The following is a 14,302-nucleotide window of genomic DNA, read 5'->3' as shown; positions in this document are numbered from 1 at the left end:
TCATTCTAGCGAAGGGCGACACACCGATGTCGGACGAGATTCACCAGCGTTGCTTGGTCGTGGGCGCGACCGGCTTCCAGGGGGGCGCGGTGGCCCGGTTGCTCGCCGGACGCGGGCACCGGGTCCGCAGCCTGACGCGGCGCCCGGCCGTGGCGCGCCCCGACATCGCGGGAGTCTCGTTCGTGGCCGGTGACCTCGGGAGTCGGGACGACGTGATGTGGGCGTTCAAGGGCGCCACACACGCAGTGGTGACCATGCCGTTGGAGTACGACCCCCTACGTATAGAGACGTACGCCGTCCACATCGGCGAGGCCGCGCTGGAGTCCGGGGTGACCCGGATCGTGTACAACGCGAACACCCGCGTGCCGGCGGACACCGCCGGCGTGGCCGCGTTCGAGACCCGCCGGATCGCCGAGGCGGTGCTGGCCGACTGCGGAGTGCCGCTGGTCGTGCTGCGGCCCCCGGTCTACCTGGACAACCTGTTCAGCCCCTGGAACGGCCCGGCCCTGGTCGACGAGGGCGTGCTCGCCTACCCACTCCCCGCCCACCAGCGGGTCGCGTGGATCTCGCACGACGACCTGGCCGTCGCGGTGGCCGCCGCGCTCTTCAACGACGGCCTCGACGGGCGGGTTCTGGACATCGGCGGCGGACAGGCCGTCGACGGCGGCGAACTCGCCGACGCCTTCGCCGAGGGCCTCGGCCGGCCGGTCGCGTACCAGGCGCTGCCGCCCGCCGCCTTCGAGGCCGCGCTGGCCAAGGCCATCGGCCCGAACGCGGCCGCGGGCGTCGCCGGGATCTATCACTACATGGCGGAGGGGACGGACGAGGGGCTGATGGACGGCGACCCGCGGGAGGCCGAGCAGGCGCTGGGGATCAAACTCACCTCCGTCGCCGACTGGGTGGCCGCGCAGCCCTGGCAGACCTGGTCCAGCCGCCCGCTCTGACCCTCCTCCGGCACATCCACCGACCAGCCGTCCGGCCCCCTCCGTCCCGAGGGGCCGGGCGGCTTCGCCGTGCGCGGCCGGGCGCGTTCGCCGAACTTTGCCGGACGCCTTCGCCAACTCCCCGCAAAGTACGCACGAGTACCCCTTCACGGGAGCTTTTGACTGTCATCCAATGGGAAGGCTCCCGGCAATGCGGAGTCACCTGATCCCCCTCGACACTCCGCCATTCGCCCGACCCTCCAACCGAGTGAACGCGGACAGGAGCGGCCATGCACGCGAGAACACGTCCACAGGAGCAGATACAAAGAGCGGGAGCACGCAAGGAAGCTGCTCGCCGCGCCGCCGCCCGTCGGCGCAAGCAGCCTCCGGAGCATCCTTCTCCTGTCCATCCACCAGCGCTCCCAGGTGAGGCAATGATCGGTCGTATCCCCGTCCTCGACGTCCGCCCGCTCGTGGACTGCGGCCGCCGGCCCGCCAAAGCGGTCGCCGGCGAGACCTTCCAGGTCACCGCCACGGTCTTTCGCGAAGGCCATGACGCGGTAGCCGCCAACGTCGTGCTGCGCGACCCCAACGGCCGCTCGGGACCCTGGACCCCGATGCGGGAGCTGGGCCCCGGCACCGACCGGTGGGGCGCGGACGTCACCCCGCCGGCGGAGGGCCGCTGGACGTACACCGTGGAGGCGTGGAGCGATCCGGTCGCCACCTGGCGGCATGTCGCCGGCATCAAGATCCCCGCCGGGATCGACACCGAGCTGGTCCTCACCGAGGGCGCCCGGCTGCACGAGCAGGCCGCCGCGGGAGTGCCCAAGAACGACGGCAGGGCCGCGGTGCTGGCCGCCGTCGACGCGCTGCTCGACGAGAGCAGGACGGTGCCGGAGCGGCACGCGGCGGCCGTGGCCCCCGAGGTCACCGCCGTCCTCGACCGCTTCCCGCTGCGGGACCTGGTCACCGCCTCCCGCCCGCTGCCGCTGCAGGTCGAGCGCCGACGGGCGCTCTTCGGCTCCTGGTACGAGCTGTTCCCGCGCTCCGAGGGCGCGGTCCTGGAGGAGGGCCGGCCGCCGGTCTCCGGCACCTTCCGCACCGCGGCCGAACGACTGCCGGCCGTCGCCGCCATGGGCTTCGACGTCGTGTACCTGCCGCCGATCCACCCGATCGGCACCGCCTTCCGCAAGGGCCCGGACAACAGCCTCGTCGCGGGACCCGACGACGTCGGCTGCCCCTGGGCGATCGGCTCGCCCGAGGGCGGGCACGACGCGGTCCACCCCGACCTGGGCACCATCGAGGACTTCGACTTCTTCGTGCAGCGGGCCCGGGAACTGCGCCTCGAGATCGCGCTCGACTTCGCCCTGCAGTGCTCCCCGGACCACCCATGGGTCGACAAGCACCCGGAGTGGTTCGCCCACCGGCCCGACGGCTCCATCGCCTACGCCGAGAACCCGCCGAAGAAGTACCAGGACATCTACCCCATCGCCTTCGACGCCGACATGCCCGGCATCGTGCAGGAGACGCTGCGCGTCCTGCGGCACTGGATGGAGCACGGCGTACGGATCTTCCGGGTCGACAACCCGCACACCAAGCCGGTGGTCTTCTGGGAGAAGGTCATCGCCGACATCAATCGCACCGACCCCGACGTGCTCTTCCTGGCCGAGGCGTTCACCCGGCCGGCGATGATGCACACCCTGGGGAAGATCGGCTTCCAGCAGTCGTACACGTACTTCACCTGGCGCACGGCCAAGGAGGAGCTGACCGACTACCTGACGGAGCTGTCCGGGGACGCGGCAAGTTACATGCGGCCGAATTTCTTCGTCAACACGCCCGACATCCTGCACGCGTACCTTCAGCACGGCGGCCGCCCGGCGTTCGAGGTGCGTGCCGTGCTGGCCGCGACGATGTCACCCACCTGGGGGGTCTACGCGGGCTTCGAACTGTGCGAGGGCGCCGCCGTGCGGCACGGCAGCGAGGAGTACCTGCACTCCGAGAAGTACGAACTGCGTCCCCGCGACTGGGCCGCGGCCGAGGCGGAAGGACGTTCGCTGGCCCCGTTCATCACGCGGCTCAACCGGCTGCGGCGCCGCCATCCGGCCCTGCAGCAGCTGCGTGACGTGGCGTTCCACCCCACGGACAACGACGCGGTGCTCGCGTACTCCAAGCGCAGCGGCGACGACGTCGTACTGGTGGTCGTCAACCTCGACGCCCACCACACCCAGGAGGCCACCGTCTCGTTGAACATGCCGGAACTCGGCCTGGACTGGCACGAGTCCGTCCCGGTGCGCGACGAGCTCACCGGCGAGACCTACCACTGGGGCAGGGAAAACTATGTGCGCCTCGAGCCGGGCCGTACGCCCGCGCACATCGTTCATCTGCGACCGTCTCCATCGATCGGAGGGTCACTCAGTTGATCGTCAACGAACCCGTTCCCGACACCTTCGAGGACACACCGGCAAAGGACCGAGATCCCGACTGGTTCAAGCGGGCGGTGTTCTACGAAGTCCTCGTGCGGTCCTTCCAGGACAGCAACGGCGACGGGGTAGGCGACCTCAAGGGCATCACCGCCAAGCTCGACTACCTGCAATGGCTCGGGGTGGACTGCCTGTGGCTGCCGCCCTTCTTCGCCTCGCCGCTGCGCGACGGGGGCTACGACGTCTCCGACTACACCGCGGTGCTCCCGGAATTCGGCGACCTCGCCGACTTCGTGGAGTTCGTGGACGCGGCGCACCAGCGCGGCATGCGCGTGATCATCGACTTCGTCATGAACCACACGAGTGACCAGCACGAGTGGTTCCAGCAATCCCGTTCCGACCCGGACGGCCCGTACGGCGACTACTACACCTGGGCGGACGACGACAAGGAGTTCCAGGACGCACGGATCATCTTCGTCGACACCGAGACGTCCAACTGGACCTTCGACCCGGTGCGCAAGCAGTACTACTGGCACCGGTTCTTCTCCCACCAGCCGGATCTCAACTACGAGAACCCGCAGGTCCAGGAGGAGATCCTGGCCGCGCTGCGGTTCTGGCTCGACCTGGGGATCGACGGCTTCCGGCTCGACGCGGTGCCCTACCTCTACCAGCAGGAGGGCACCAACTGCGAGAACCTGCCGCAGACCCACCAGTTCCTGAAGCGGGTCCGCGCCGACATCGAGCTGCACTACCCGGACACCGTGCTGCTCGCCGAGGCCAACCAGTGGCCGGAGGACGTCGTCGACTACTTCGGCGACTTCCAGGCCGGCGGCGACGAGTGCCACATGGCGTTCCACTTCCCGGTGATGCCGCGCATCTTCATGGCGGTGCGCCGCGAGTCGCGCTACCCCGTCTCGGAAGTCCTGGCCAAGACCCCGGCCATCCCGCAGACCTGCCAGTGGGGCATCTTCCTGCGCAACCACGACGAGCTGACCCTCGAGATGGTCACCGACGAAGAGCGCGACTACATGTACGCGGAGTACGCCAAGGACCCGCGGATGCGGGCCAACATCGGCATCCGCCGCCGCCTCGCCCCGCTGCTGGACAACGACCGCAACCAGATCGAACTGTTCACGGCACTGCTGCTGTCGCTGCCCGGCTCGCCGATCCTGTACTACGGCGACGAGATCGGCATGGGTGACAACATCTGGCTCGGCGACCGGGACGGGGTCCGCACCCCCATGCAGTGGACGCCCGACCGCAACGCGGGCTTCTCCTCGTGCGATCCCGGACGGCTCTACCTCCCGACCATCATGGACCCGGTCTACGGCTACCAGGTCACCAACGTCGAAGCGGCGATGAGCAGCCCTTCCTCGCTGCTGCACTGGACCCGGCGCATGATCGAGATCCGCAAGCAGAACCCGGCCTTCGGCCTCGGCTCCTACACGGAACTGCCGTCCAGCAACCCCGCCGTGCTGGCGTTCCTGCGGGAGTACGGCGACGACCTCGTCCTGTGCGTGCACAACTTCTCCCGCTTCCCCCAGCCCACCGAGCTGGATCTGCGGACGTTCAGCGGCCGGCACCCGGTCGAGCTCATCGGCGGGGTGCGGTTCCCCGCCATCGGCGAACTGCCGTACCTGCTGACCCTCGCGGGTCACGGCTTCTACTGGTTCCGGCTGCGCCGCGACCCCGTGTAGCCACCGCCGGGAGGTACCCCCAGGCCCCCCGGCCCGGCCCGCGGGCCCACCCGGAGCACCCTCCGGGCGGGCCCGTACGGCGGTTTCCTGTCACCCGGCCGGGGCAGGCTCCCCGTGTCGCCGGACAGCCACCGCCCGTCATCCGGGAGGCTTACGCGCACCCCCCGCCGCATGCTTCGGGGCGGGTGCGCGACTCCCCGGGGAAAGGACGTCATGTCGGACAGCTCCTGGACCCGCACCTCACCTACCACCGGCCGTTCACCGGCCACAGCTCCCGGGCTGCTGCACTCACTCGGCCCACTGCTGCTGGAATGGCTACCGCAGCAGCGCTGGTTCGCCGGCAAGGGCCGGCCGATCACCGGCTTCGACCTGGTGTCGGTGACCGAACTGCTGCCCGTGGGCGGCCGCCCGGGCATCCCGGGCCTGCTCCATCTACTGCTCGACGTGGAGCAGGACGGCCGGCGCGCGGACTGCTACCAACTGCTGCTCGGCACCCGCGCGCTGCTCCCGCCCTCGCTCGCGCCGGCCGCCCTCGGCCAGGTGACCGGCGGACCGCTCGACGGCCTGGCGGTCTACGAGGGGCTGCACGACCCACGGCTCACCGCGGTGCTGCTGGAACGTCTCCGCGCCCCGGGCCGCACCGGGCGGCTGCGCTTCTTCACCGAGCCCTCCGCCACCGTCCCGGCCGGGCTGCCGCCGAGGCTGTCCACCGCGGAGCAGTCGAACACCTCGGTCATCTACGGCGACGAGTACATCCTCAAGGTCTTCCGCCGGGTCTCCCCCGGCGCCAACCCGGACCTCGAACTCTCCCTCGCGCTCGCCCGCGACGGCTCCCGGCGGGTCGCGGCGCCGGCCGCCTGGTTCGAGTCGCTGGAACCGCCGGGGCCGGCCGGCGGCCAGGACGGCATCGGCGCGGAACCCGCGACGCTCGGCGTACTGCAGCGCTATCTGCCCGGCTCGGCCGACGGATGGGAGCTGGCCCTGCGGGCCATGGACGACGGCACGGAGTTCACCGCCGACGCCCGTGCCCTGGGCGCCGCCACCGCCGAGGTCCATGCCGCGCTGGCCCGGGCGCTGCCCACCAGTTCGCTGGACCGCCGCAGGATCCAGCTGATCGCGGCCACCATGGCGCAGCGGCTGGACACCGCCGCGGCCGAGGTGCCCGAGCTGCGCCCGTACCGCACCCGGCTGCGAGCGGCCTTCCACGACCTGTCGGAACTCGGCGGCACCGGGGAGCGGATGGCCGCCCAGCGCATCCACGGCGATCTGCACCTGGGCCAGGCACTGCGCGCCGCCGGCCGCGAGTGGCTCCTGATCGACTTCGAGGGCGAGCCCTCGCGCCCGCTGTCGGAGCGCCGGCTGCCCGCGCCGCCGGTCCAGGACGTCGCGGGGATGCTGCGCTCCTTCGACTACGCCGCCCGGCACCGCGACCCGGCCGCTCCGACGGCCGGCGTGTGGGCGGAGCGGCACCGTGACGCGTTCTGCGCGGGCTACGCCGCGACCTCGGGCAGCGACCCGCGCGACCGGCCCGTACTGATACGCGCGTACGAAACCGACAAGGCCGTCTACGAGGTCCTGTACGAGGCCCGGCACCGCCCCGCCTGGCTGCCCATCCCGATGTCGGCCATCGACCGTCTCGCCGCCAACCCCCCTCCGAGGAGGATCACACCGTGACCGAGCGCAACCCGTCTCCCCTCACGCCGGGCACGCCCGGCGCCGTGCCCCCCACCGCCGTACCCCCGGTGGAGAAGGCGCCGGGTGAGCCACCGCTCGGCCGGCCGACGGTGCCCGTGCCGCCCGCCGCCGCGGCTCCCGCCCCGGTGCCGGCGGCGGCTCCCGCGCCCACTTCCACTCCCACGAGGACCCACGCCGCTCCGGCTCCCGCGGTGTCGGAGGCCGCCGCCCGCGGGTACGAGCCCGGGGTGACCCGCCCGTCCGCCTCGGGGAGCGCTCCCCGGCACGCCGCGGACGCCGTTCCGCCGTCCCGGGCCGAGACCCGTGACCCCGGCGCCATCACCACCGACCGGCCCGCCCCTCCGGCCGCTCCCACGCCACCCGCGGCCCCTGCGGCGCCCGCCGCGCCTGTCGCGCCTGTCGTGCCGGCGAGGCCGGTCTCGCCGCCCGCCGCTCCGGTCCGGAACACCGCTCCCCTGCGGGTCGCCGCCAACGGCGTACGTCCCGCGGAGCCGCTGGACGACACGGACCGCGGCCGGCTGCTGGACGGGGCGCACCACGATCCGCACGGGCTGCTCGGCGCCCATCCGGTGGACGGCGGGGTGCTGTTCCGGGTGCTGCGGCCGTACGCGCTCGGAGTGGCCGTCTCCGCGAGCGGGCTGCGCGCGGAGCTGCTGGACGAGGGCGACGGGCTCTTCGCCGGGGTGCTGCCACTGCGGGAGATCCCGGAGTACGAGCTGCTGGTGCGGTACGAGGACGGCGAACACGCCGTGCAGGACCCGTACCGGTTCCTGCCGTCGCTGGGCGAGCTGGACCTGCACCTGATCGGTGAGGGCCGCCACGAGCAGCTGTGGCACGCGCTCGGCGCCCAGCCGATGACCCACCAGAACGTCACCGGCACCCGGTTCGCCGTCTGGGCGCCCAACGCCCGCGGGGTGCGGATCGCGGGCGGCTTCAACTTCTGGGACGGCACCGGCTTCCCGATGCGCTCGCTCGGCTCCACGGGCGTGTGGGAGCTGTTCGTGCCGGGTGTCGGGGAGGGAACGGCGTACAAGTTCGACATCGCCTGCCGGAACGGCGGCCACACGCTGAAGGCCGACCCGATGGCCCGCAGCACGGAAGCGCCGCCCGCGACGGCGTCGATCGTCACCTCGTCGCAGCACACCTGGAACGACGCCGAGTGGATGGCCCGGCGTGCGGCGGTCCCCGTCCACCAGGCGCCGTTCTCGGTCTACGAGGTGCACCTGATGTCCTGGCGGCCGGGTCTGACCTACCGCGAACTGGCCGAGCAGCTGCCCGTGTACGTCGCCGACCTGGGGTTCACCCATGTCGAGCTGATGCCGGTGGCCGAGCACCCGTTCGGCGGCTCCTGGGGCTACCAGGTGACGTCGTACTACGCGCCGACGTCGCGGCTGGGCTCCCCCGACGACTTCCGGTACCTCGTCGACGCGCTGCACCGCGCCGGCCTCGGCGTGATCATGGACTGGGTGCCCGCGCACTTCCCGAAGGACGACTGGGCACTGGCCCGCTTCGACGGCGAGCCGCTCTACGAGCACGGCGACCCCAACCGCGCCGAGCACCCGGACTGGGGCACCCTGGAGTTCGACCTCGGCCGCACCGAGGTGCGGAACTTCATGGTCGCCAACGCCGTCTACTGGTGCGAGGAGTTCCACATCGACGGCCTGCGGGTCGACGCCGTGGCCTCGATGCTGTACCTCGACTACTCGCGCGAGCACGGCGAGTGGACGCCCAACCAGTACGGCGGCCGGGAGAACCTGGACGCGGTGGCGTTCCTGCAGGAGATGAACGCGACCGTCTACCGGCGCTGCCCGGGGGTCGTGACGATCGCCGAGGAGTCCACCGCCTGGGACGGCGTCACCCGCGCCACCGAATCCGGCGGACTCGGCTTCGGCCTGAAGTGGAACATGGGCTGGATGCACGACTCGCTGGAGTACGTGTCCAAGGAGCCCGTGCACCGCAAGTACCACCACAACGACATGACGTTCTCGATGGTCTACGCCTACTCCGAGAACTACGTGCTGCCGATCTCCCACGACGAGGTCGTGCACGGCAAGCGCGCGCTCGTCTCGAAGATGCCGGGCGACTGGTGGCAGCAGCGCGCCACCCACCGCGCGTACCTGGGCTTCATGTGGGCGCACCCGGGCAAGCAGCTGCTCTTCATGGGGCAGGAGTTCGCCCAGGGCGCGGAGTGGTCGCACGACCACGGGCCCGACTGGTGGGTGCTGGACGAGACGTACCCGGCGGCCGCCGACCACCGCGGGGTCCGCGACCTCGTCAGGGAGCTGAACCGCGCCTACGGCGCGACGCCGGCGCTGTGGCAGCGCGACACCGACCCGGGCGGCTTCGCCTGGATCGACGGCGGCGCGGCCGACGACAACACCTTCTCGTTCCTGCGCTACGCCGCGGACGGCGAACCGCTGGTGTGCATCAGCAACTTCTCCCCGGTGGTGCGCGAGAAGTACCGGGTCGGCGTTCCCGACCGGGCCTGGCAGGAGGTGCTGAACACCGACGACGCGCGCTACGGAGGCAGCGGCACGCCCATCAGCGGCACCGGGCAGCCGGTCATCAAGCCCGAGGCGACGGCCTGGCACGGTCATGAGCAGAGCCTCCTGCTCACCCTGCCGCCGCTCGCCACGATCTGGCTGCGACCGGTCTGACCTCCGCACTCGTACGTTCCTCCGAACCGGTGGCGTATTCACGCGCCCCGGTTCGGAGGTCCACACCGTGTGGACACGGGACCAGCGCCCCTACGCTGACCCCGTGCACCGACCCCCTTCTGATCCACCTCGGCTGCCGTTCGACGCATCCGCGATCAGACGGCTGCGCGCCCAGCTCGGGATGAACCACTCCCACATAGCCCACGCCATGTGGATCTCCTACGGCACTCCCGTCAGGCCCGAGACCATCGCCGCATGGGAGCGCGGTGAACTCGTGCCGCGCGCCTCCGAGCTGCCCGCCCTGGCCGGCGCCCTGTGGTGCGACCCGTCCGATCTCATGAGCACGCCGACCACCCTGCTGGAACACCGCTGGGCCCGCGGCATCGCCCCCTCCGACCTGGCGCGCGCGATCGGCATGCCGATCTCCGACTACGAGCGCATGGAGGCCCAGGGCCGCTGGACCGGCAACGAGCGGCAGACCGCCGCGTTGGCCGACGCGCTCGGCCTGTCGCTGCCGGAACTCCTGACGGTCACCGGCGGCGACCGGCGGCTGGACGCGCTGCTGCGGGAAGCCGTGGCGACCCGCTGGCAGGCGTACGTCAAACCCGTCACGGCCCTGGTGCCGCTGCCCCGGCACCGGATCGAGCCGGTGCTGCGCGCCCTGCACGCGGAGTACCAGTCGGTGATGGTCGCGACGCTCAACTGGGGCAACGACGTGCCCGCGTCGGGCGGCGCGGGCGGCCGTGCCTTCCTCGACAACCTGAGCGAAAGCTTCTGGGCGGGCCTGCAATACCCCTAAAGGGTGTTGCGAAAGTCCCGCCTGGCCCGCGACGCCCGGCACGCACGCCTGCCGCGTTGTGCGTTGTCGGGCTCGCCCAAGACGTCCGGTACGTCCCAGTACGAGGACGACCCTCCGCCGTGCAGTCGCCCGCACCAGACGCCGCGGACCCCGCCCTCACGGGCGAACGGCGCTCCTTTCACAACACCCTTCAGGCCGGTGCGGTCTCGTGGTCCCTGGGGGCGGGCACCTTCTCGGACACGTCCTCCGGGGCGGCTTCCGCGTGGTCGTCCACCAGCGTCGACTCGTCGAACGGCAACTCTCCCGCGAAGACCCGCACGGCGCGGTCCTTGTCGAACTCCTTGGTCCAGGTGCCGACCAGGACGGTCGCGACGGCGTTGCCCGCGAAGTTGGTGAGGGCGCGGGCCTCACTCATGAAGCGGTCGATGCCGATGATGAGGCCGACGCCGTCGACCAGCGCGGGCTGGTGCGACTGCAGGCCGCCCGCCAGCGTGGCGATGCCGGCGCCGGTGACACCGGCCGCGCCCTTCGAGGCGATGATCATGAAGAGCAGCAGGGAGATCTGCTGGCCCACCGACAGCGGGTCGCCCATCGCCTCGGCGATGAACAGCGAGGACATCGTCAGGTAGATGGCGGTGCCGTCGAGGTTGAACGAGTAGCCGGTCGGCACGGTGATGCCGACCACCGGGCGGCTGACGCCCAGGTGCTCCATCTTGGCGATCAGCCGCGGCAGCGCCGACTCCGACGACGAGGTGGACAGGATCAGCAGGAACTCGCGGCCGAGGTACTTCAGCAGGTCGAAGAGGTTCACTCCGGCGACCAGCCGCAGCAACGTGCCCAGCACCACGACCACGAACAGCGCGCAGGTGAGGTAGAACCCGATCATGATCACGGCCAGCGACTTCAGCGCGTCCGTGCCGGTCTCGCCGACCACCGCCGCCATGGCGCCGAACGCGCCCACCGGCGCCGCCCACATGATCATCGACAGCACCCGGAAGACGAGCCGCTGGATGTGCCCGATGCCCCGCAGCACCGGCTCCCCGGACTTCCCGAGCGCCTGCACGGCGAAGCCGACCAGCAGCGCCACCAGCAGCGTCTGCAGGACCTGGCCCTCGGTGAAGGACGACACCATCGTCTTGGGGATGATGCCGAGCAGGAAGTCGACGGTCCCCTCGCTGCCCGCCGCCTGCTGGTGCCCGGCGGCCTTCGCCGCCGTGGTCAGGTGCAGGCTGCTGCCGGGGTGCAGGATGTTGCCGACCACCAGGCCGATGGCGAGCGCCACCGTCGACATCACCATGAAGTAGCCGAGCGCCAGCCCGCCCACGGCGCCGACCTTGGCGGCCTTGCGGACCGATCCGATGCCGAGCACGATCGTGCAGAAGATGATCGGCGAGATCATCATCTTGATCAGGTTCACGAAGCCGGTGCCCAGCGGCTTGAACTCCTTGGCAACACCGGGCGCGGCCAGCCCCAGCACGATCCCGGCGAGGACCGCCGCGATCACTGCCAGATACAGGTAGTGCGTTCGGTCCTTCTTACGGCTCTGCGGTGTCACGTCGCGGCTCTGCGTCGTCACGTCTGCCTCCCGAGGTCTGCGTAGCTCCGGTGACTATGCGCGGCCCGCGTGACCGGGGTCACGTTTGCGTTCATTGAGTTCGCGGCGGGGCGTGCACACTGTGGGCATGCCGACCATCCGGCGCGCACCCCCGCGTCCCCGCAGCCTCGCCGGCCAGCTGTTCGCCATGCAGGTGGTGATCGTGGCCGCCGTGGTCGCGGGGTGCGCCGTGCTGGCCTACGTCCAGGCGCACAGCAGGGCCGAGGACGCGGCGGGCGACCGGGTGCGGGCGGTGGCCGCGTCGATCGCCGACTCCCCCACCGTGCGGCAGGCCGCCCTCGCGGCACCCGGCACCGATCCGAGCACGGTGCTGCAGCCGTACGCGCAGCGGGTGGTCGCGGACGCCGGCGTCGACTTCGTGACGATCATGGCTCCGGACGGCATCCGCTGGACCCACCCCGACCCGCGGCGGATCGGCGAGCCGTTCCTCGGCCACACCGCGCGGGCCCTGCGTGGCGAGACCTTCACCGAGACGTACACCGGCACCCTCGGCCCGTCGGTGCGGGTCGTCGCCCCCGTACGCGACGGCCCCGGCGGCCGGGTCGTCGCGCTGGTCAGCGTCGGCATCAAGGTCGACGCGATCAGCCACGAGGTGCGCGGGCAGCTGGCCGTGCTGATCGCCGTCGCGGCCGCCGCGCTCGCGATCGGCGGCCTCGGCACCTACCTCGCCAACGCGCGGCTGCGCCGCCACACGCACGGCATGGCCGCCACCGAGCTGAGCCGGATGTATGACTACCACCAGGCGACCCTGCACGCGGTGCGCGAGGGACTGATCCTGCTCGGCGCCGACCGCCGGGTGCTGCTCTGCAACGACGCGGCCCGCGAACTGCTCGGCCTGACCGGCGAGGTCGTCGGCGGCTACGTCGACGGCCTCGGGCTGCCGGCGTCCCTGACCGGCGCGCTGCTCGCCGCCGAGCCGCGCGTCGACGAGGTGCACCTGACCGCCGAGCGGGTCGTGGTCGTCAACACCTCACCAGTGCTCGGTGGAGAGCGCCGCGGCACCGTCGTCACCCTGCGGGACCACACCGACCTGCAGGCGCTGACCGGCGAGCTGGACTCGGTGCGCGGCTTCGCGGAGGCGCTGCGCTCGCAGGCGCACGAGGCCTCCAACCGGCTGCACACCGTGGTCTCGCTCATCGAACTGGGCCGCGCCGACGAGGCCGTGGACTTCGCGACCGCCGAACTGGAGCTGGCGCAGGCCCTCACCGACCAGGTCGTCGGCGCCGTCGGCGAACCCGTGCTCGCCGCGCTCCTGCTGGGCAAGGCGGCGGAGGCCAACGAACGCGGGGTCGAGCTGACCGTCACCGAGGACAGCCGGATCGACGACGGCGTCCTGCCCGAGGGGTTCGCGGCGCGCGACCTGGTGACGATCCTGGGCAATCTGGTCGACAATGCCCTGGACGCGGCTGTCGAGGGCACCGGCCAGCCGAAGGTCTCGGTCACCGCGCGGACCGAAGGGAACGAGTTGCTGCTGAAGGTCACCGACACCGGCCGCGGAGTGGACCCGCAGGTGCTGCGCGAGGTGTTCCAGCGCGGCTGGACGACGAAGAGCGAGGGGCGCGGGCTGGGTCTGGCCCTGGTCGAGCAGGCCGCGCGGCGCGGCGGCGGCACCGTGGAACTCGGGCAGGACGACCGGGGCGGCGCGGTGTTCACCGTCCGCATGCCGCTGCTGCGGAAGGCACGGACATGAGCGGAACCACCGGTCGGAACGACGCCGCCGGCGCCAGCCGCGTCCTGGTGGTCGAGGACGATCCGATCGCCGCCGCGGCGCACGCGCTGTACGTGGAGCGGGTGGCCGGTTTCACGGTCGTCGGCACGGTGCACTCCGGCGGGGACGCGCTCCGCTTCTGCCGCCAGCACCCGGTGGACCTGGTGCTGCTCGACCTCCATCTGCCGGACGGGCACGGTCTGCAGGTCGTCCAGGCGATGCGGGCGGCCGGCCACACCGCCGACGTCATCGCGGTGACCTCCGCCCGCGACCTGGGGGTGGTGCGGCAGGCGGTCTCCGCCGGCGTCGTCCAGTACCTGCTGAAGCCGTTCACCTTCCCCACCCTGCGCGACCGCCTCGACCGGTGGGCCCGGTTCCGCCGCGAGCTGGCCGGCGGCGAGGCCTCGGGGCAGGACGAGGTGGACCGGGCCCTGGCGTCGCTGCGCAGCCCGGAGTCGCCCGTGCTGCCGAAGGGGCTCAGCGGCCCGACGCTGGAGGCCGTCACGACCGCGCTGCGCGAGGCGGACGACGGAATCTCGGCGAACGCGGCGGCGGCCGCCGTCGGCGTCTCGCGTATCACCGCCCGGCGCTATCTGGAACACCTGGTGGACACCGGACGCGCGGTGCGCAGCCCGCAGTACGGGCAGGTGGGGCGGCCGGAGCTCAGCTACCGCTGGTCCCCGGGGCCGGGCCGGGACGGGCGCGGCGGCAGCTGAACGGTCGTTCTTCCCGTGACAATAGGAAACTTTCCTAACCAATCTCTTGTCGCCGGGTTGCGGGACCACTAG

9 protein-coding genes are annotated in these 14,302 nt (G+C 71.8%); 8 read left to right on the top strand and 1 reads right to left on the bottom strand.

Going from position 1 to position 14,302, the window contains the following annotated elements; genetic code table 11:
* The first annotated feature begins 26 nt into the window (after positions 1–26).
* From M2266_RS24975 to M2266_RS24950, 6 genes are all read left to right on the top strand, one after another.
* A complete protein-coding gene (locus tag M2266_RS24975; protein ID WP_277440204.1) occupies positions 27–944 on the top strand; it encodes an NmrA family NAD(P)-binding protein in 918 nt (305 codons plus the stop codon).
* A 413-nt stretch (positions 945–1,357) separates the two neighbouring features.
* Positions 1,358–3,343 carry an alpha-1,4-glucan--maltose-1-phosphate maltosyltransferase gene (locus M2266_RS24970; RefSeq protein ID WP_277440203.1) on the top strand — a complete coding sequence of 662 codons (1,986 nt, stop codon included), beginning with the start codon at positions 1,358–1,360 and terminating at the stop codon, positions 3,341–3,343.
* The gene (treS, locus tag M2266_RS24965; RefSeq protein ID WP_277440202.1) at positions 3,340–5,040 is read left to right on the top strand and encodes a maltose alpha-D-glucosyltransferase; all 1,701 of its coding nucleotides are present in this window, start codon (positions 3,340–3,342) and stop codon (positions 5,038–5,040) included. The genes M2266_RS24970 and treS overlap by 4 nt, the downstream gene beginning before the upstream one ends.
* Positions 5,041–5,253: 213 nt before the next feature.
* Positions 5,254–6,714, top strand: a complete 1,461-nt coding sequence (locus M2266_RS24960; protein ID WP_277440201.1) for a maltokinase — start codon at positions 5,254–5,256, stop codon at positions 6,712–6,714.
* Between the two features lie 146 nt (positions 6,715–6,860).
* Positions 6,861–9,392, top strand: coding sequence for a 1,4-alpha-glucan branching enzyme (gene glgB, locus M2266_RS24955; protein WP_277441342.1), 2,532 nt, complete (start codon positions 6,861–6,863; stop codon positions 9,390–9,392).
* 103 nt (positions 9,393–9,495) lie between these two features.
* Positions 9,496–10,191 (top strand): helix-turn-helix transcriptional regulator, encoded by a 696-nt coding sequence (locus tag M2266_RS24950; RefSeq protein ID WP_277440200.1) that lies wholly within the window; start codon positions 9,496–9,498, stop codon positions 10,189–10,191.
* Between the two features lie 190 nt (positions 10,192–10,381).
* On the opposite strand, the gene M2266_RS24945 is transcribed toward M2266_RS24950, so the two are convergent.
* Complete coding sequence (locus M2266_RS24945; protein WP_277441341.1) at positions 10,382–11,746, bottom strand: cation:dicarboxylase symporter family transporter; 1,365 nt, start codon at positions 11,744–11,746, stop codon at positions 10,382–10,384.
* A 127-nt stretch (positions 11,747–11,873) separates the two neighbouring features.
* Between M2266_RS24945 and M2266_RS24940 the strand changes: the two genes are divergently transcribed.
* The gene (locus M2266_RS24940) at positions 11,874–13,496 is read left to right on the top strand and encodes a sensor histidine kinase (RefSeq protein ID WP_277440199.1); all 1,623 of its coding nucleotides are present in this window, start codon (positions 11,874–11,876) and stop codon (positions 13,494–13,496) included.
* Complete coding sequence (locus tag M2266_RS24935; protein WP_277440198.1) at positions 13,493–14,230, top strand: response regulator; 738 nt, start codon at positions 13,493–13,495, stop codon at positions 14,228–14,230. Before M2266_RS24940 ends, M2266_RS24935 begins: the two co-directional genes overlap by 4 nt.
* Positions 14,231–14,302 lie beyond the last annotated feature (72 nt).

Source organism: Streptomyces sp. SPB162 (assembly GCF_029504575.1).
Classification (GTDB): domain Bacteria; phylum Actinomycetota; class Actinomycetes; order Streptomycetales; family Streptomycetaceae; genus Actinacidiphila.
Note: the sequence above shows the minus strand (reverse complement) of the source record. Positions and strands in the feature narration are given on the sequence as shown.